Here is a 16779-nt window from a genome sequence, read left to right on the forward strand (position 1 = left end):
TTATCCTTATAAAATGCCGGCCAACAGCAGCCGAGCCAATGCGAATAGTAAAAGGGCCAATAACGACGCCATCATCATCAAGTGAATACTGCGCGGAATATCACTCAGGGCCACTTCACGCCGCTCATCACCCATCCAAGGTTTTTCTACTCGCTCGCCAAAGTAATCATTCGGGCCGCCAAGGCGGATGCCCAAAGCTCCGGCAACCGTGGCTTCTGACCAAGCACAATTCGGGCTAGAGTGTTGATAGCGATCACGCCAGCCAATACGTAGCGCCTGACGATAATCGGCCTGAATCAACCAAGCTGCGGCACTCAATAACAACCAACTCAAGCGCGCAGGGATCCAATTTGCCAAATCATCCATTCGCGCAGACACATAACCAATTGACCGATATTTCGGCGTTTTGTATCCCACCATCGAATCAAGGGTATTCATCGCTTTGTAGGCCATTGCCAACGGCGCGCCGCCCAACATTAGGAAAAATAGCGGCGCAATCACGCCATCGACACTGTTCTCCGCCACGGTTTCCACCACCGCACGAGTAATTTGTGGTTTCTCCAGTTGCGAGGTATCACGTCCGACAATCCATGACAGCTTTTCGCGGCTTTGTGCCAAAGACCCCTGCTTTAGCGCAGCAAAAACCAACAGTGCCGCGTCACTCAAGCAGCGCCCGGCCAACAAGGTGTAAATCATCCATACTTGCGCTAGCCAGCCGAGCCACGGGTTAATCTCTGTCATCAACCATAAAAATCCCCAACTGGTCAGCCCGGTGATACCGACCACCAGCAACCACAGCACTGCCCCGCCCCACTTCAGTGCTCGCTCGCTGCGGCAGACCGCGCGGATGGCCCGTTGCAGCACCGTAATCAGGTTGCCAATCCAGCGCACCGGATGCGGCCAGTGCGGTGGGTCACCAAGCCAATGGTCTAATAAGAAAGCAACAAACCATGCGATCAAGGTCATAGCACACCCCGGGCTGCCGTCAGCCAGCCATCCAATAAACCGGGGCGCTGAGCAAAGTGAATATGCAGGTAGCTGGCCTGAGTACGTTGCACTTGATAACCACTGCGCCAACTCTGGATAACCGCGCCATCACGCCACTTGCTGCTATCAAAAACTGGTATCAATGGGCTGGTAAAATCGGAATAATGGAATTCATGACCGCGCAGGATTTCGCCTTCAGCTGCCAACAAAGTGTCACTACGAGCCACGGCTTGGCAGTAGCCAAAACGGGTCAGTCGTTTTCCCATCCGGCTTTCACCGGCCAAAATTCCCACCATGGAATGGCGTTGCCCACTTTCATCTGTCAGACCGTCACCGAGATACATCAAACCGCCGCATTCGGCATACAGGGGGATTTGCTGATTGTGAGCTTGCTGTAACGCGGCATGCATGGCTGTATTTGCCGCCAACGCAGTAGCGTGGATTTCCGGATAACCGCCTCCCAGATAAATCATCTGACAGGCGGGTAAATGGCGGTCATGCAGTGGGCTAAAACGTTGAATACGCACCCCAGCTTGCTCCAGCAGATCAAGGTTATCGGGATAGTAAAAATTGAAGGCTTCATCTTCGGCCAAGGCCAGTGTCAAACCATCGGCCAAGGCCAACGGCGGTAATGCGGGTGGGGTGCCAACGGGAAGTTCAGTGCAAGGGGTCAGGGCGAGCAATCTGTCCAGATCGATAAATTCTTCAACCTGCTGTGCCAGCCGTTGCCAGCGCGGCGCGCTATCGGGCTGTTTGGAGACCACGCCACCTCGCTCTTGCGCCGGAATCAACCCCAAATGGCGTGATGGCAAAGCGACATCATCCATGACCGGTAAACGGCCCAGAACCGGAATGCCACAATAATGTTCGATGGCATGGCGAATAAGTTGATAGTGATTTTCTGAATTGACGCGGTTAACAATCACCCCGGCAATGGTGATATCGGGGTCAAATTGGCAGAAGCCCAGTACCGTTGCCGCCACTGATGTCGAAACCGCTTTACCATCCACCAGCAAAATAACCGGGCAGCCCAATTGCTTGGCCATCGCCGCACTGCTGCAATAATCAGGATCAGTCCCGTAGCCGTCATACAACCCCATAACGCCTTCAATCACCGCAACATCGGCATGGCGCATATGTTGGTTATATAGCCCATTGAGGGTGGCAGGTGGCAACATAAATGCATCAAGATTTCGTGACGTCACACCACTGACAGCGGTATGCCAGCCGGTATCCAGATAATCTGGCCCGACTTTGAACGGCTGCACCGACAATCCACGAGCAATCAGCGCCCGCAAAATACCCAGCGTCACAGTGGTTTTACCGCACCCACTGCTGGTTCCCGCGATGATAAATGCTTGTTTGCCTGAGTATTGCATAAAAAAATCCCGCCATTTCAAGCGGGATATGCAGTGTCAAAAAGGTGCATTTGCGCAACGACACCGCTGCGCGCATCTGATGACAACCCGCTTCCCACCGAAGGAGTTGAAACTCTTTTACTGATTTGGCAGGTCTTCTGGCTTAGCATCATCCTCCCCCGCTACCTTCCCAATCCTGTGGATCAGTGGTTTCAGCGGGGTCGTCAGCATCACAGCAGCGGGGGCTGCGGGGGATTGTCACCCCCTTCCCAATCGTGACTTTAGTGCAAGTACACGATATAACCATTTCAGTAACTACAATTATCTAATTACAGTAGATTCTGTTATTAATTTCTTTTCTTGTTATATAATTTATCTCTTTATTTACACTGTTATAACAGGCCATTTATTAATTGATAGTCTGATAGACTCTCTTAAAATTAATATACGCCTTTCTGATCAAAAAAAATGGTTAATTTTATTTTTTGCGAGTAACTTTCTTGCTTATCCACAACAAATAATTGCTATCGATAATGAAAATATCACATTAAAAACAATCAATTATACCAAAAATACCATTAAAAAAAATAGCAAGAAATTGTCATTATTTATTTTGTACTTTTAATATTAAATTTAATTTTTAAATAGACAATCTTGAATGAATAGCATGACCAATTGATATTAGATCAATAACTGTCATTCCATTTCGCTGCGTTCAGAAGAAAGTGAGCGAAATACCTGCGGTGTCACGTTGTAAGTTTGGCGGAACACTTTGCAGAAATAGCTTGTCTGGGAAAAACCCAGATTCTTGGCAATACTGGCAATGCTCCAGTCACTGTGTTGCAACATTTCTCTGGCATTGGCCATCCGTTGCTGATTGACCCAGGCATTAAACCCGATGCCCTGATATTTTTTAAACAATTTGCTGAAGTAGTAAGGGCTGAGATATACCTTTGCAGCCACTTCTTCCAGTCGCAATTCTTCCGATAAATGCGTATCGATGTAGCGCAAGGCTTTCTTCATTTTGCTGTCGTGGGGGTGAACCGGACGTATCCTACCCGGTTCTTTGCTGCCCATATTGTCATTGATCACCACAAAATTAAGATGCTTTTTGAGGCAATTCTCCACAATCAGCTTCAGTAAATCTGCCGAAGCAATCACGCGAGAAAAATCCATAATGGGCACATTGTGGAATTCATCCATCAGTACCGGATTCTGTTGCCAGTGATTATCAACATTAAGAATATCAATCAGATAAACATCCGAGTGTAGCCGCACCTGGCCACATAGAACAAACCCGACCAAATGACCTGCTATAACCAGCGGGATAGAGAAATCCGTTAGCCCGGCATGGCAGCGATAAATACAAGGTTCATTAGATTTTGAGGCCTCAAGGCCACCACAACGATCACTCATTCGGCAACGAAGGTGGTTAACCGGGTCTTGGCGCATCAATTGACAAAATGGCGTAAAATTAAATAGATCAGAAATTTCTTCGCCGTGAATATTCACCACGACTACAGCCAGCCCGGTTGCCTGAGCAAAATCCTGCGCGATTTTATTTATGAGCTCTGAGTTTAGAGAACTGGCAGAAATCATGATAAAACCTCTCAGTTAATTTTAATTTATTGTTATTAAGCTTCGTTTGTTACTATAAATCATCCCTGTAATGAACAATGTGTTACTGCTTTGTTATATTTTCATTCCTATTTGCAATGCAAAAAACCTATTTCCCTGTCAAGGTTTATGCTCTGGTGAAATGAATACAAATAACAATCCACCTTACCAGAGTCATAATCAACAGGGGACTATAATCAGTCCATTAACCAGAATAGATCACGAAATTTCCTCATCCCGTTTCAAAAAACCAAGATGAGGAAACTCACGTTGATTTATAAACTGGCTTTCTCATCCTCTAATTTACAAGTATTGCAAGGCAGGTTTTTTCCGATGAAGAAGCGATAAACTGCCGCACCGAGGCAAGCACCAATAATAGGAGCCACGATAGGAATAATGAAATAAGGAATATCACGACCACCCGTCATCGAGATTTTTCCCCAACCTGCAAAGAAGGTAAATAATTTAGGGCCAAAATCACGCGCCGGATTCATCGCAAAACCGGTTAATGGGCCAGTTGCTGCACCAATCACCGCCACCAGAATACCAATTAAGAGCGGCCCTAATGCACCGCGCGGAACACCGTTACCATCATCCGTCAGTGCCATAATCAGCCCCATCAGAATTGAAGTAATGATGATTTCAACAAATGCGGCTTGCCATACACTAATAGCCGGTGATGGGAAGGTACTGAAAATACTGGCCAGTTGCAGACTTTCCAAACTGCCACGGACCATCTGATGTGCAGTTTCAAAATCAGTGAATAAATTGTGATACAACATATAAGACAATGCTGCACCACCAAAAGCCCCTGCAATTTGCGCAATACTGTAAGGAATGACTTTGCGCGCGGGGAAACAGGCAAACAGCCATAAAGCAATGGTTATCGCGGGATTGAGATGAGCACCAGAAATCCCGGCGGTCAAATAGACAGCCAGTGAAATCCCAAGTCCCCACACGATACAGATTTCCCACAAACCAAAACTGGCACCGGCCACTTTCATTGCTGCCAGACAACTAATACCAAAAAATAAAAACAGCCCGGTGCCAAGGAATTCTGCAATACACTGAGCTTTGAGCGAGTCGTTCATAGGGTTACCCTGCTTGAAGTTATTATGATTAATACGTTGTGTTCAGTAATGCACGGCCCTTGACTCAACCACTATAAAGAGACAGAAAATGAAAGTGTTGTCGTGATTCGACATTAATTAAACAAAAACTAGAGTTCCAATAACAAATTATTGCTATTACATCGTCAAAAAAACCCTCAGAACCCTGTAAATAAGCAACTTAGGCTTTAATGAAATAATGTGATTTTCTTGCCATTTATTCTTTTCGTTATTGTTAGCAAGCTCGCAGTTTCTCTTTTAATGTGAACTCAATCTCATCTTTACACCTGCGCGCAAATACCAAAAATAATAACCAGTGTCACGAAATTAATTGTAATTATGAAGATGCAATAACCAATTATTGCCACATGATAATTAACAAATAGAGTTATAAAATAATCAGTTAAATGATTACATGACAATAATTTGTTATTTCATCGCTAACCATTCCCGCCAGTAAATTCAATACAGCCATTCTTTTTCATTGCTTGTTTGTATATTCAGTCTCAGCACGAACCTGACAACGTTATTTCTGAACATGACAATTCAAGCCAGAACAAGGCATCTGATATTCCGTCGAGGTATTTATGCAACAAGAAGCACTAGGAATGGTGGAAACCAAAGGGCTGACCGCTGCCATTGAGGCTGCTGACACCATGGTGAAATCGGCCAATGTGACGTTGGTAGGCTATGAAAAAATTGGCTCTGGCCTGGTCACCGTTATCGTCCGTGGTGACGTCGGGGCAGTGAAAGCGGCTACCGATGCAGGCGCTATTGCAGCCGCTAATGTGGGCGAAGTGAAATCAACCCATGTAATCCCACGCCCACACACCGATGTCGAGAAATTTTTGCCAAAGGGAAATAGCCAATGAAAAGCAATGACCTGGTCGACCAAATAATGGCGCAGGTGATAGCAAAAGTCAGTGAACACGCCCCGGCGTCTTCTGCACAACCATCCTATAAACAACGAGATACGGCTATGGCTGAGAAAACTTGCAGTTTAACGGAATTTGTTGGAACCGCGATCGGTGACACGGTCGGACTGGTAATCGCCAACGTAGACAGCGCCCTATTAGACGCTATGAAGCTAGAAAAACGCTATCGCTCCATTGGTATTTTGGGCGCTCGCACGGGCGCTGGCCCACACATCATGGCGGCTGATGAAGCAGTAAAAGCCACCAATACCGAAGTGGTCAGCATTGAATTACCGCGTGATACCAAAGGCGGTGCGGGTCATGGCTCACTGATTATCTTTGGCGGCGATGATGTTTCTGACGTCAAACGCGCCGTGGAAGTGGCATTGAAAGAGTTAGACCGGACATTCGGCGATGTTTACGCCAATGAAGCTGGCCACATTGAATTGCAATACAGCGCCCGCGCCAGTCACGCACTGGAAAAAGCCTTCGGCGCACCTCTGGGCCGCTCTTGCGGCGTGATTGTTGGGGCACCGGCTTCGATTGGTGTTTTGATGGCGGATACCGCCGTGAAATCCGCCAATGTTGATGTGGTGGCTTACAGCTCACCAGCACAGGGCACCAGCTTTAGTAACGAAGTTATTCTGGTTATCTCCGGCGACTCTGGCGCTGTTCGTCAAGCAGTGATTTCTGCCCGTGAGATCGGCAAAACGGTATTAGCAACCTTGGGTGCTGAACCAAAAAACGACCGCCCTTCTTATATCTGACGCCACAGTGAGGCTGTTTCATGAAATCGAAAAGATTTGAAGCGTTGGCGAAACGCCCGGTTAACCAGGACGGCTTTGTCAAAGAATGGATCGAGGAAGGCTTTATTGCCATGGAAAGTCCGAACGATCCGAAACCTTCCATCAAGATAGTTAATGGTGTGGTCACTGAACTCGACGGTAAACCACAAAGCAGTTTCGACCTGATCGACCACTTTATCGCCCGCTACGGTATCAATCTGGAGCATGCGGAAGAAGTGATGAAGATGGATTCCATCAAGCTGGCCAATATGTTGTGTGACCCCAATGTGTCGCGCCGCACTATTGTGCCACTGACGACCGCCATGACACCGGCCAAAATCGTCGAAGTGGTATCCCACATGAATGTGGTGGAAATGATGATGTCGATGCAGAAAATGCGCGCGCGTCGGACTCCATCACAACAAGCTCACGTGACCAACGTGAAAGATAACCCGGTGCAGATTGCCGCCGATGCCGCCGAAGGTGCATTCCGTGGTTTTGACGAGCAAGAAACAACCGTGGCCGTGGCTCGCTATGCGCCATTCAATGCTATTGCGCTGTTGGTCGGGTCACAAGTTGGCCGCCCTGGCGTTCTGACTCAATGTTCTTTGGAAGAAGCTACCGAGCTAAAACTGGGAATGCTGGGCCACACCTGTTACGCGGAAACTATTTCGGTTTATGGGACTGAACCCGTCTTCACCGATGGCGATGACACTCCGTGGTCAAAAGGCTTCCTCGCCTCGTCCTATGCATCACGTGGTTTGAAAATGCGCTTCACCTCCGGCTCGGGTTCCGAAGTCCAAATGGGCTACGCCGAAGGCAAATCCATGCTGTATCTGGAAGCACGTTGCATTTATATCACCAAAGCGGCTGGTGTTCAGGGGCTGCAAAATGGCTCCGTGAGTTGCGTCGGTGTCCCTTCCGCTGTGCCATCTGGTATCCGTGCCATTTTGGCGGAAAACCTGATTTGTTCGGCGCTGGATTTGGAATGTGCATCCAGTAACGACCAAACCTTTACCCACTCGGATATGCGCCGTACCGCCCGTTTGCTGATGCAATTCCTGCCGGGCACTGACTTTATCTCCTCCGGTTATTCGGCGGTGCCGAACTACGACAACATGTTCGCCGGTTCTAACGAAGATGCCGAAGACTTTGACGATTACAACGTCATGCAGCGCGACCTGAAAGTTGATGGTGGCCTGCGTCCGGTCTTGGAAGCTGATGTGGTGGCAATTCGTAATAAAGCTGCGCGCGCGCTGCAAGCCGTATTCGCCGGTATGGGCCTGCCGCCGATCACCGACGAAGAGGTGATTGCGGCAACCTATGCGCACGGTTCAAAAGACATGCCAGAGCGCAATATCGTCGAAGACATCAAGTTCGCTCAGGAAATTATCAGCAAAAACCGCACCGGTCTGGAAGTGGTGAAAGCATTGGCACAAGGCGGCTTTGAAGATGTGGCACAAGACATGCTCAACATCCAGAAAGCCAAGATTGCCGGTGACTACCTGCATACCTCGGCAATCATCAAAGGTGACAACCAAGTGCTGTCAGCGGTGAATGACGTCAATGACTACGCAGGGCCAGCTACCGGTTACCGGCTGGAAGGTGCACGTTGGGAAGAAATTAAAAACATTCCAAACGCGCTTGATCCGAATGAGCTTGGCTAAGGGGTTCACGAGATGGTGGATATTAACGAAAAACTGTTACGCCAAATTATTGAAGGCGTATTGCAGGAAATGCAGGGAGACCAGAATACCGTTTCCTTTAAGCAAGAGACCCAACCTGCGCCAGCTGCAACCGCCGTTGCATCAGGGGATTTTCTCACTGAAGTGGGTGAAGCCCGGCCTGGCAGCAATCAGGATGAAGTGATCATTGCGGTCGGCCCGGCATTTGGCCTGTCGCAAACCGCCAATATCGTCGGCATCCCGCACAAAAATATTCTGCGCGAGCTGATTGCCGGCATTGAAGAAGAAGGTATCAAAGCACGGGTTATCCGCTGCTTTAAATCCTCCGATGTGGCCTTTGTCGCGGTAGAAGGCAACCGCCTGAGTGGCTCCGGGATCTCTATTGGCATCCAGTCAAAAGGCACCACGGTCATTCACCAACAAGGCTTGCCGCCGCTCTCTAACTTAGAGCTGTTTCCACAGGCCCCACTGCTAACACTGGAAACATATCGCCAGATTGGTAAAAACGCAGCCCGCTATGCCAAACGGGAATCACCGCAACCCGTTCCGACCCTGAATGACCAGATGGCACGGCCAAAATATCAGGCTAAATCAGCGATTCTGCACATTAAAGAAACCAAATATGTGGTGACCGGCAAGAATCCTCAGGAACTCCGGGTGGCGCTTTAACAAAGGAAAACACAATGAATTCCGAAGCTATTGAATCCATGGTTCGCGATGTGCTGAGCAAGATGAACAGCTTGCAAGGCCAAACGCCAACTGCTGCTTGTGCTCCAGCGGCCAGTTCGCGCAGTGATGCCAAAGTCTCTGATTATCCGCTGGCAAATAAACACCCTGACTGGGTGAAAACTGCCACCAATAAAACACTGGATGACCTGACACTGGCAAACGTATTGAACGGCAGTGTCACCTCACAGGATTTACGTATTACCCCGGAAATCCTGCGTATTCAGGCGTCGATTGCCAAAGATGCGGGTCGCCCGCTGCTGGCCATGAACTTTGAACGCGCAGCTGAGTTGACCGCGGTGCCGGATGACAAGGTGCTGGATATCTACAATGCCCTACGCCCATTCCGCTCTAGCAAAGAAGAGTTGAATGCCATTGCCGATGACTTGGAACAGACCTACAAAGCGACCATTTGTGCCGCATTCGTGCGCGAGGCCGCCGTTTTGTATGTCCAGCGCAAGAAGTTAAAAGGCGACGATTAGTTTGGCAATATCAAACGAAGGGCGGTCGGTCGTTGGGATGGTAGCGCGCTAAGTCGCGGGCGCATCCCTAGGCACATCAGCCCTTCGCGCCCCTCAGTGAAAGCCGAGGGGGTCACTGTCAGCAGCAATTTAAGGGAAGGAATATGGGGCGGTATATAGTCGGTGTGGATATCGGCAACTCATCAACAGAAGTGGCATTAGCGCAAGTTGCAGTTGACGGTCAATTGCAGTTTGTTGCCAGCGCCCTGACGGAGACTACCGGTGTCAAAGGGACGCAACGCAACATTTTTGGCATCAATAAGGCGCTGAATCTGTTAGTGGAAAAGGCCGGTATCACGCTGAGTGATATCAGTCTGATTCGCATTAACGAGGCAACCCCGGTGATTGGCGATGTGGCGATGGAAACCATCACTGAAACTATCATCACTGAATCCACCATGATCGGCCATAACCCGAAAACCCCCGGCGGACTAGGGTTGGGGGTTGGGCTGACCATCACCCTTGATGAGCTGGTCAGCCGTGATCCTACCCAACCTTACATTCTGGTGGTGCCGTCTGCTGTTGATTTTGCTGATGTCGCTGCCGTGGTAAATGCCGCCAACGCTGCCGGATACCGCATTACGGCGATTATCTTGCAACGCGATGATGGGGTACTAGTCAACAACCGCCTCACTCATCCGCTGCCCATCGTCGATGAAGTGCTACATATTGACCGCATCCCAATGGGCATGTTGGCGGCAGTTGAAGTTGCCATGCCGGGTCAGGTGATTGAAACCCTCTCTAACCCTTATGGCATTGCCACGGTCTTCGAACTCAGCGCTGAAGAAACCAAAAACATCGTCCCGGTGGCACGCGCTTTGATTGGCACTCGCTCTGCGGTAGTGGTGAAAACGCCGGAAGGGGATGTTAAAGCCCGTTCCATTCCTGCCGGGCATCTGGAGTTGTTCGCCGATGGCCGCACTGTTCGGGTGGATGTCGCGACTGGCGCGGAAGCCATTATGACGGCAGTTAACAGCTTCCGGCATCTGGATAATGTGAGCGGTGAAGCTGGCACCAATATCGGTGGCATGCTCGAGCACGTTCGCCAAACCATGGCGGAACTGACCAACAAACCGGCCAATGAAATCTTCATTCAAGACTTGCTGGCGGTCGACACCGCCGTGCCGGTCAATGTCATTGGTGGTCTGGCGGGTGAGTTCTCCCTTGAGCAAGCGGTGGGAATCGCCTCGATGGTGAAATCTGATCGCCTGCAAATGGCGCATATCGCCAGTGAAATCGAAAAGACACTGAATATTGATGTGCAGGTCGGGGGGGCAGAAGCTGAAGCGGCGATACTCGGCGCGCTGACCACACCAGGGACGCGGCGGCCACTCGCCATCCTCGACTTGGGGGCGGGTTCTACCGATGCTTCCATCATCAATGCCCAAGGCCAAATCGTCGCCACTCATCTGGCGGGGGCTGGCGATATGGTGACGATGATCATCGCCTCGGAACTGGATCTGCAAGACCGCTATCTGGCCGAAGACATCAAAAAGTATCCGCTCGCCAAAGTGGAAAGTCTGTTCCACCTGCGCCACGAAGACGGCAGTGTTCAGTTCTTCCCACAACCGCTTGCACCAGAAGTTTTTGCCCGACTGGTGGTGGTCAAACCGGAAGGTTTAGTGCCACTACCGGGCGATTATGCACTGGAAAAAGTCCGCAATATTCGCCGCTCCGCCAAAGAGCGGGTGTTTGTCACCAATGCGCTTCGCGCCCTGCGCCAAGTCAGCCCAACCGGCAATATCCGCGACATCCCCTTCGTGGTACTGGTCGGCGGCTCGTCACTGGATTTCGAAGTCCCGCAATTGGTTACCGACGCCCTCTCCCACTACAAATTGGTGGCCGGTCGCGGCAACATCCGCGCCAGTGAAGGCCCGCGTAATGCAGTAGCCACCGGGTTGATTTTGGCCTATCAGCGGGAGAGTGGCCGATGAACTTCTCCCATGATGCGCCAGCGATTGTTATCAGCCTGACCTCGTCAACATCCGAGGAAGTCTGGCACCCGGTATTACTGGGGATTGAGGAAGAAGGCATTCCTTGGCAATGGCAGCAAGACGATGACACTGATGCAGTACAACGCGCCTGGCAGGCCGCAGTTAGCTCCCCGTTATTGGTCGGGCTGGCCTGTTCTGCCAACGAAGTAGTGGTGCATTTCCGTAATTTACCCCCCGCCAGCCCGCTGTTTCGGCAGGCATGGGGACAAGATGAAGACCTATTACGGCGGCTAGGCAACAACGCCGCCCGACTGGTTAAAGGTCTACCGTTTAAGTTTTCACCCTAAAGTCATTCCTATAACCCGATGAAGGATAGAGAAATATGAACAATGCACTGGGATTAGTCGAAACCAAAGGCCTGGTCGCGGCAATTGAGGCCGCAGATGCCATGGTCAAGTCTGCCAACGTACAACTGGTGGGCTACGAGAAAATCGGATCCGGCTTGGTCACTGTCATGGTCCGTGGCGATGTCGGCGCAGTAAAAGCGGCTGTTGACGCCGGTTCTGCGGCAGCCAGCGCGGTGGGTGAAGTGAAATCTTGCCATGTGATCCCTCGTCCGCACAGCGATGTAGAAGCCATTTTACCGACCTCTGCCTAAGGGTAAGACGAGGAGCACAGCGTGAAAACGTCACTGGGTTTACTTGAAGTTAGCGGTCTAGCGCTGGCTATCGGCGCGGCGGATGCTATGGCGAAAGCCGCCTCCGTCAACCTGATCGGCATAGAAAAAACCAACGGCTCCGGCTGGATGTTAATCCGCCTGACCGGTGATGTGGCCTCAGTTCAGGCGGCAATAAGTACCGGTGCCGCCTTTGCCGAACAGCATCAGGGTTTAGTTTCTCGTGCGGTACTGGCCCGCCCGGCAGATACCCTAATGGCGCATTGGCAAGCACCCAAACCAGAGTCGATAGCCGCCGAGCCGACAGCCTTGAGCGAACCTGCGCACGAGGCCATCGCCGAGGTGGTTATTACCGAAATATCTGCAGATGAGGATGCCGAGGTTGAAGAAGCAGAGGCCGCGCCACCTGCCGATACCGCCACCGACGATGCACCTGAAATAACCTTGAGCGTGGAAAAAAAGAGTACAGAAAGTGAGGCCCAGCCAGCTCTTCGTGTGAGCTGTAATCTCTGTCTCGACCCGGCTTGCCGACGCCATAAAGGTGAGCCTCGCTTTCGCTGTATCCACTTGGGTAAACGAGGAAAAGTCTGATGGAAAAAGCGTTACTGGAACCCGTTGTCAGTAAGATCCTCGACGAAATGCGTCTTCGTCCGATCCCGCTTGGGGTTTCCAATCGACACCTGCACCTCTCGGTGCAGGATTACCAACAATTATTCCCCAATCAGCCACTGATTGAGAAAAAAGCGCTGCTCCAGCCCGGTCAATTTGCCGCAGAACAAACGGTAACGCTGGTCGGGCCTAAGGGCAGTTTAAAAAATGTCCGGATTCTAGGGCCACTGCGTAGCCATAGCCAGGTTGAAATCTCCCGCACCGATGCCCGCACATTGGGTATCAATGCCCCGCTGCGCATGTCCGGCAACTTGGATAAGACGCCCGCGATCAGGTTAGTCAGCCCGTACGGCGAATTGGAGTTGCCGCAGGGGGTCATTGTGGCACTGCGACATATTCATATGTCACCGCTGGATGCCCTTATCTATCGGGTCAAACACGGTGACCGCGTGCAAGTGGCAATACAGGGCAGTGGCCGCCGATTGATCATGGACGATGTCGCGATTCGAGTTTCACCCCAAATGAAACTGGAAATGCACATTGATACCGATGAGGCCAATGCTGCTGGCGCTGACGACCCTGCCGCTTTCGCCACGTTATTAACCTCAATCCCACGGACACGACAGCCATGAATCTGACTCAGGCGCAAACCGAACAACTGGTCAGCCAGATTGTCACCCGGTTGGCCGAGCGCGAACGCCGGGTTCACGCCCTGCTGCTGCCTCAGCTACGCGCCGGGCTCGACTCATCAGTATTCGTGCTGCATGCCACTGTACACCTGATGCTGCCGGACTTGGCATTTATCCGCAGGCTGGCGCAATACGATACCCAATGTCCGGCAGTTGCTGCGCTGCATGAGGCATGGTCGTGGGGCATGAAAGTGCATATCAGCCTGCACCGCCAACTGTTGCCAGCGCTGCCCGCAGCGGCACTGCGTCCGTTGCCGCTGAGTTTCAGTGACAGCCAAGGGGTGGCGGTGCGGCTGCATGCAGGTCAGATATTGAGCTATCGCGATATTGCCACACTTGACCCCGGCTGGTTATTGATTGACCACCATACGCAGGTTACACCGCTGGCACAGGACACATTGTCAGCCCGTCACATTCAACTGTTAAGGCAGGAGTAAACATGCAACTGGCCCGAGTGGTAGGTTCTGTGGTTTCAACGCAAAAATCACCAACGCTGATTGGTAAGAAACTGCTGTTGGTACGCCGTGTCGCGGGTGATGGTTCACTCCCACCTGATAGCAATACGCCGGATGAGGTGGCAGTGGACTCGGTTGGTGCCGGTCAGGGGGAATTGGTGCTGCTGTCCGGGGGGTCCAGCGCCCGGCGTGTTTTTGCCGAGCCGAATGATGCCATCGATCTGGCGATCGTCGCCATCGTCGATGAATGCTCTTACTGATGATGAATGTTCTTACTGATTAAGCGGTGATTTTATGAGCATCTATACCAAAACCGGTGATGCGGGCACCACAGCCCTGTTCACCGGCCAACGAGTGAAAAAAAGTCACCCTCGGGTGGAAACCTACGGCACGTTGGATGAACTGAATGCGGCGCTCAGCCTGTGTGCTCGGGTAGCACAAGGGGCTGAAAACCTTCAGTTACTTGATGCCGTACAACATCAATTGTTTTATTTCAGTGCTGAGCTGGCCAGTGTTGGGATAGAAACCCCGCCTGCTGGGCAAAAAAGTATTAATGAACAGGATATTCATGCACTGGAACAGGCAGTAGACCGTTGCATGGCGCAGTTACCGCCGGTGCACGGTTTTATTCTGCCCGGCAATACAGAAGCCGGTAGCCGCTTGCATTTTGCCCGCACTCTGGCGCGGCGCTGCGAACGGCGGCTAATAGAACTGGCAGAGCAAGTGCCCGTGCGCCCGGTGTTATTGCAGTACCTAAATCGGTTATCAGATTGCTTGTATGCATTGGCCCGCGATGAAGATCAGCGCCAACAGTTACAGCAAACAGCGCAAACCGTGATCGCCCGTTATCTGGCGGCAGCAACAGAGAAACCGACATCTGTGATGACTCCCCCTTCCGAAGCTGGGCTTAGATTTTCCGATGTTCATCAATTAGTTAAATTGGCGGTTGATGCCGCTATGACACTAAAAATTGCCGTAGTTGTGGCACTTGCCGACCGCCACGGCAATATGATTATGACCTACCGCATGCCCGATACCTTGCTGGTTAGCAGTGAACTGGCTCCCAAAAAAGCCTGGACTGCTGTCGCCTTGAAAACCGCCACTCATCAACTCAGCAGCGCCGTCCAACCGGGGGCTGACCTATTCCAACTGGAAGCCAGCACCGGTGGAAAAGTGGTGAGTTTTGGTGGCGGTTACCCCCTGTGGCGTGATGGCCAACTGGTGGGCGGCTTAGGCATCAGCGGCGGTAGCGTCGAACAAGATATGTACATAGCAGAAGCGGCCATATCGGCTTTACACCTGAGGAATGAATAATGAACACCAATGATCTTGAAACTCTCATTCGCACTATCCTCACCGAGCAACTGACGCCAACTACTGCGTCGTCTGCCTCCAGCGCTATTTTTGCCAGCGTGGATGAAGCAGTCAATGCCGCTCACAGCGCCTTTTTACGCTATCAGCAAAGCCCGATGAAAACCCGCAGCGCCATTATTAGCGCTATCCGCGAACAGCTAAAACCCCAGCTAGCGTCACTGTCAGAACGCGGTGCCAGCGAAACCGGCATGGGCAATAAAGAAGACAAATTTCTGAAAAACAAAGCCGCACTGGAAAACACCCCCGGAATTGAAGATCTGGCAACCACTGCGCTGACCGGTGACGGCGGCATGGTGTTATTCGAATATTCACCATTTGGTGTAATTGGTTCCGTCGCCCCCAGCACCAACCCGACCGAAACTATTATCAATAACAGCATCAGTATGTTAGCAGCCGGTAATGCGGTTTATTTCAGCCCACATCCTGGTGCTAAAGAAGTCTCATTGGATTTAATCGCCAAAATCGAAGAGATCATCTTCAACAGTTGCGGTATTCGCAACTTGGTGGTGACAGTGAAAAACCCGAGTTTTGAAGCCACACAACAGATGATGGCACACGACAAAATTGCGTTGCTGGCGATTACCGGCGGCCCAGCCATTGTGGCCATGGGCATGAAAAGCGGCAAAAAAGTGATTGGTGCCGGTGCTGGTAACCCACCTTGCTTAGTGGATGAAACTGCCGAGTTAGTGAAGGCAGCGCAGGATATCGTCGCCGGTGCTTCATTCGATTACAACCTGCCATGTATTGCTGAGAAAAGCCTGATTGTGGTGGAAAGTGTTGCTGAGCGTTTATTGCAACAGATGCAGGCCTTCGATGCGCTACTTATCAGCAATCCGCAAGATGTCGACAACCTGCGCAAAGCCTGCCTAACCCCTCAGGGCCACGCTAATAAAAATCTGGTAGGTAAAAGCCCGATTGAACTGCTGAAAGCCGCCGGGATCACTTGTCCTGCTAAAGCACCGCGCCTGTTACTGGTAGAGGTTGCCGGTGATGACCCACTGGTCACCACTGAACAATTGATGCCACTGCTACCCGTTGTGCGGGTAAAGGATTTTGATGCCGGTCTGACACTAGCCCTGCAAGTCGAAGGCGGTTTACACCACACCGCGACTATGCATTCGCAGAATGTTTCACGCCTGAATCTGGCCGCCCGTCTATTACAGACCTCCATTTTTGTGAAAAACGGCCCGTCCTATGCAGGCATTGGTGTCGGTGGCGAAGGCTTTACCACCTTTACCATCGCCACGCCAACCGGTGAAGGCACCACCTCGGCTCGCACTTTTGCGCGCCAACGTCGCTGCGTGCTGACCAATGGTTTTTCTATTCGCTGAGCGAGGACG

General features: G+C 51.2%; 18 protein-coding genes and 1 riboswitch. Of the genes, 14 read left to right on the forward strand and 4 right to left on the reverse strand.

The window, feature by feature from the left end:
- Positions 1-6: 6 nt before the first annotated feature.
- The 4 genes from cbiB to pduF all read right to left on the reverse strand — a co-directional run bounded on the left by cbiB (position 7) and on the right by pduF (position 5053).
- Positions 7-966, reverse strand: a complete 960-nt coding sequence (gene cbiB, locus F0T03_RS13735; RefSeq protein WP_159678967.1) for an adenosylcobinamide-phosphate synthase CbiB — start codon at positions 964-966, stop codon at positions 7-9.
- On the reverse strand, positions 963-2366 hold the full coding sequence (locus F0T03_RS13740) for a cobyrinic acid a,c-diamide synthase CobB (protein ID WP_159678969.1): 1404 nt from the start codon (positions 2364-2366) through the stop codon (positions 963-965). Before F0T03_RS13740 ends, cbiB begins: the two co-directional genes overlap by 4 nt.
- Positions 2367-2476: 110 nt before the next feature.
- Positions 2477-2668: riboswitch (cobalamin riboswitch) on the reverse strand.
- 373 nt (positions 2669-3041) lie between these two features.
- Positions 3042-3944, reverse strand: coding sequence for a transcriptional regulator PocR (gene pocR, locus F0T03_RS13745; RefSeq protein WP_159678971.1), 903 nt, complete (start codon positions 3942-3944; stop codon positions 3042-3044).
- Positions 3945-4237: 293 nt separating this feature from the next.
- Entirely contained in the window at positions 4238-5053 is an 816-nt protein-coding gene (pduF, locus tag F0T03_RS13750; RefSeq protein WP_145556246.1) for a propanediol diffusion facilitator PduF, read from the reverse strand.
- A 605-nt stretch (positions 5054-5658) separates the two neighbouring features.
- Here pduF and pduA point away from each other — a divergent pair.
- The 14 genes from pduA (at position 5659) to F0T03_RS13820 (ending at position 16770) form a co-directional block, all read left to right on the forward strand.
- Positions 5659-5943, forward strand: a complete 285-nt coding sequence (gene pduA / locus F0T03_RS13755; RefSeq protein WP_004090398.1) for a propanediol utilization microcompartment protein PduA — start codon at positions 5659-5661, stop codon at positions 5941-5943.
- Positions 5940-6752 (forward strand): propanediol utilization microcompartment protein PduB, encoded by an 813-nt coding sequence (gene pduB / locus F0T03_RS13760; RefSeq protein ID WP_145556247.1) that lies wholly within the window; start codon positions 5940-5942, stop codon positions 6750-6752. Before pduA ends, pduB begins: the two co-directional genes overlap by 4 nt.
- A gap of 20 nt (positions 6753-6772) precedes the next feature.
- Positions 6773-8437, forward strand: a complete 1665-nt coding sequence (pduC, locus tag F0T03_RS13765; RefSeq protein WP_050106798.1) for a propanediol dehydratase large subunit PduC — start codon at positions 6773-6775, stop codon at positions 8435-8437.
- Between the two features lie 15 nt (positions 8438-8452).
- Complete coding sequence (locus tag F0T03_RS13770) at positions 8453-9124, forward strand: propanediol/glycerol family dehydratase medium subunit (RefSeq protein WP_162527038.1); 672 nt, start codon at positions 8453-8455, stop codon at positions 9122-9124.
- Positions 9125-9138: 14 nt separating this feature from the next.
- Complete coding sequence (pduE, locus tag F0T03_RS13775; protein WP_005157693.1) at positions 9139-9663, forward strand: propanediol dehydratase small subunit PduE; 525 nt, start codon at positions 9139-9141, stop codon at positions 9661-9663.
- A 143-nt stretch (positions 9664-9806) separates the two neighbouring features.
- Positions 9807-11636, forward strand: a complete 1830-nt coding sequence (locus F0T03_RS13780; RefSeq protein WP_145556249.1) for a diol dehydratase reactivase subunit alpha — start codon at positions 9807-9809, stop codon at positions 11634-11636.
- Positions 11633-11983: a glycerol dehydratase reactivase beta/small subunit family protein gene (locus tag F0T03_RS13785; protein WP_159678973.1), complete on the forward strand. Its 351-nt coding sequence runs from the start codon at positions 11633-11635 to the stop codon at positions 11981-11983. Before F0T03_RS13780 ends, F0T03_RS13785 begins: the two co-directional genes overlap by 4 nt.
- A gap of 35 nt (positions 11984-12018) precedes the next feature.
- Entirely contained in the window at positions 12019-12294 is a 276-nt protein-coding gene (gene pduJ / locus F0T03_RS13790) for a propanediol utilization microcompartment protein PduJ (RefSeq protein ID WP_004090424.1), read from the forward strand.
- 21 nt (positions 12295-12315) lie between these two features.
- Complete coding sequence (locus F0T03_RS13795; RefSeq protein ID WP_159678975.1) at positions 12316-12903, forward strand: BMC domain-containing protein; 588 nt, start codon at positions 12316-12318, stop codon at positions 12901-12903.
- Entirely contained in the window at positions 12903-13553 is a 651-nt protein-coding gene (locus F0T03_RS13800) for a phosphate propanoyltransferase (RefSeq protein ID WP_145556252.1), read from the forward strand. The genes F0T03_RS13795 and F0T03_RS13800 overlap by 1 nt, the downstream gene beginning before the upstream one ends.
- Positions 13550-14047, forward strand: coding sequence for a microcompartment protein PduM (gene pduM / locus F0T03_RS13805; RefSeq protein ID WP_145556253.1), 498 nt, complete (start codon positions 13550-13552; stop codon positions 14045-14047). The genes F0T03_RS13800 and pduM overlap by 4 nt, the downstream gene beginning before the upstream one ends.
- A gap of 2 nt (positions 14048-14049) precedes the next feature.
- On the forward strand, positions 14050-14325 hold the full coding sequence (locus F0T03_RS13810) for a EutN/CcmL family microcompartment protein (protein WP_004699362.1): 276 nt from the start codon (positions 14050-14052) through the stop codon (positions 14323-14325).
- Positions 14326-14359: 34 nt separating this feature from the next.
- Positions 14360-15379, forward strand: coding sequence for a cob(I)yrinic acid a,c-diamide adenosyltransferase (locus tag F0T03_RS13815; protein ID WP_159678977.1), 1020 nt, complete (start codon positions 14360-14362; stop codon positions 15377-15379).
- Positions 15379-16770, forward strand: a complete 1392-nt coding sequence (locus tag F0T03_RS13820; protein WP_159678979.1) for an aldehyde dehydrogenase family protein — start codon at positions 15379-15381, stop codon at positions 16768-16770. The genes F0T03_RS13815 and F0T03_RS13820 overlap by 1 nt, the downstream gene beginning before the upstream one ends.
- The last annotated feature ends 9 nt before the right edge of the window (positions 16771-16779 follow it).

The sequence above is a fragment of the Yersinia canariae genome, from assembly GCF_009831415.1.
GTDB classification, from domain to species: Bacteria; Pseudomonadota; Gammaproteobacteria; order Enterobacterales; family Enterobacteriaceae; genus Yersinia; species Yersinia canariae.

Coding starts and splice junctions, on each gene's coding strand:
- pduM (WP_145556253.1), top strand. CDS start 13,550: ATGAATCTGACTCAGGCGCAAACCGAACAACTGGTCAGCCAGATTGTC.
- F0T03_RS13740 (WP_159678969.1), bottom strand. CDS start 2,366: ATGCAATACTCAGGCAAACAAGCATTTATCATCGCGGGAACCAGCAGT.
- pduJ (WP_004090424.1), top strand. CDS start 12,019: ATGAACAATGCACTGGGATTAGTCGAAACCAAAGGCCTGGTCGCGGCA.
- pduB (WP_145556247.1), top strand. CDS start 5,940: ATGAAAAGCAATGACCTGGTCGACCAAATAATGGCGCAGGTGATAGCA.
- F0T03_RS13785 (WP_159678973.1), top strand. CDS start 11,633: ATGAACTTCTCCCATGATGCGCCAGCGATTGTTATCAGCCTGACCTCG.
- pduF (WP_145556246.1), bottom strand. CDS start 5,053: ATGAACGACTCGCTCAAAGCTCAGTGTATTGCAGAATTCCTTGGCACC.
- F0T03_RS13815 (WP_159678977.1), top strand. CDS start 14,360: ATGAGCATCTATACCAAAACCGGTGATGCGGGCACCACAGCCCTGTTC.
- pduA (WP_004090398.1), top strand. CDS start 5,659: ATGCAACAAGAAGCACTAGGAATGGTGGAAACCAAAGGGCTGACCGCT.
- pduE (WP_005157693.1), top strand. CDS start 9,139: ATGAATTCCGAAGCTATTGAATCCATGGTTCGCGATGTGCTGAGCAAG.
- F0T03_RS13780 (WP_145556249.1), top strand. CDS start 9,807: ATGGGGCGGTATATAGTCGGTGTGGATATCGGCAACTCATCAACAGAA.
- F0T03_RS13800 (WP_145556252.1), top strand. CDS start 12,903: ATGGAAAAAGCGTTACTGGAACCCGTTGTCAGTAAGATCCTCGACGAA.
- pocR (WP_159678971.1), bottom strand. CDS start 3,944: ATGATTTCTGCCAGTTCTCTAAACTCAGAGCTCATAAATAAAATCGCG.
- pduC (WP_050106798.1), top strand. CDS start 6,773: ATGAAATCGAAAAGATTTGAAGCGTTGGCGAAACGCCCGGTTAACCAG.
- F0T03_RS13810 (WP_004699362.1), top strand. CDS start 14,050: ATGCAACTGGCCCGAGTGGTAGGTTCTGTGGTTTCAACGCAAAAATCA.
- cbiB (WP_159678967.1), bottom strand. CDS start 966: ATGACCTTGATCGCATGGTTTGTTGCTTTCTTATTAGACCATTGGCTT.
- F0T03_RS13820 (WP_159678979.1), top strand. CDS start 15,379: ATGAACACCAATGATCTTGAAACTCTCATTCGCACTATCCTCACCGAG.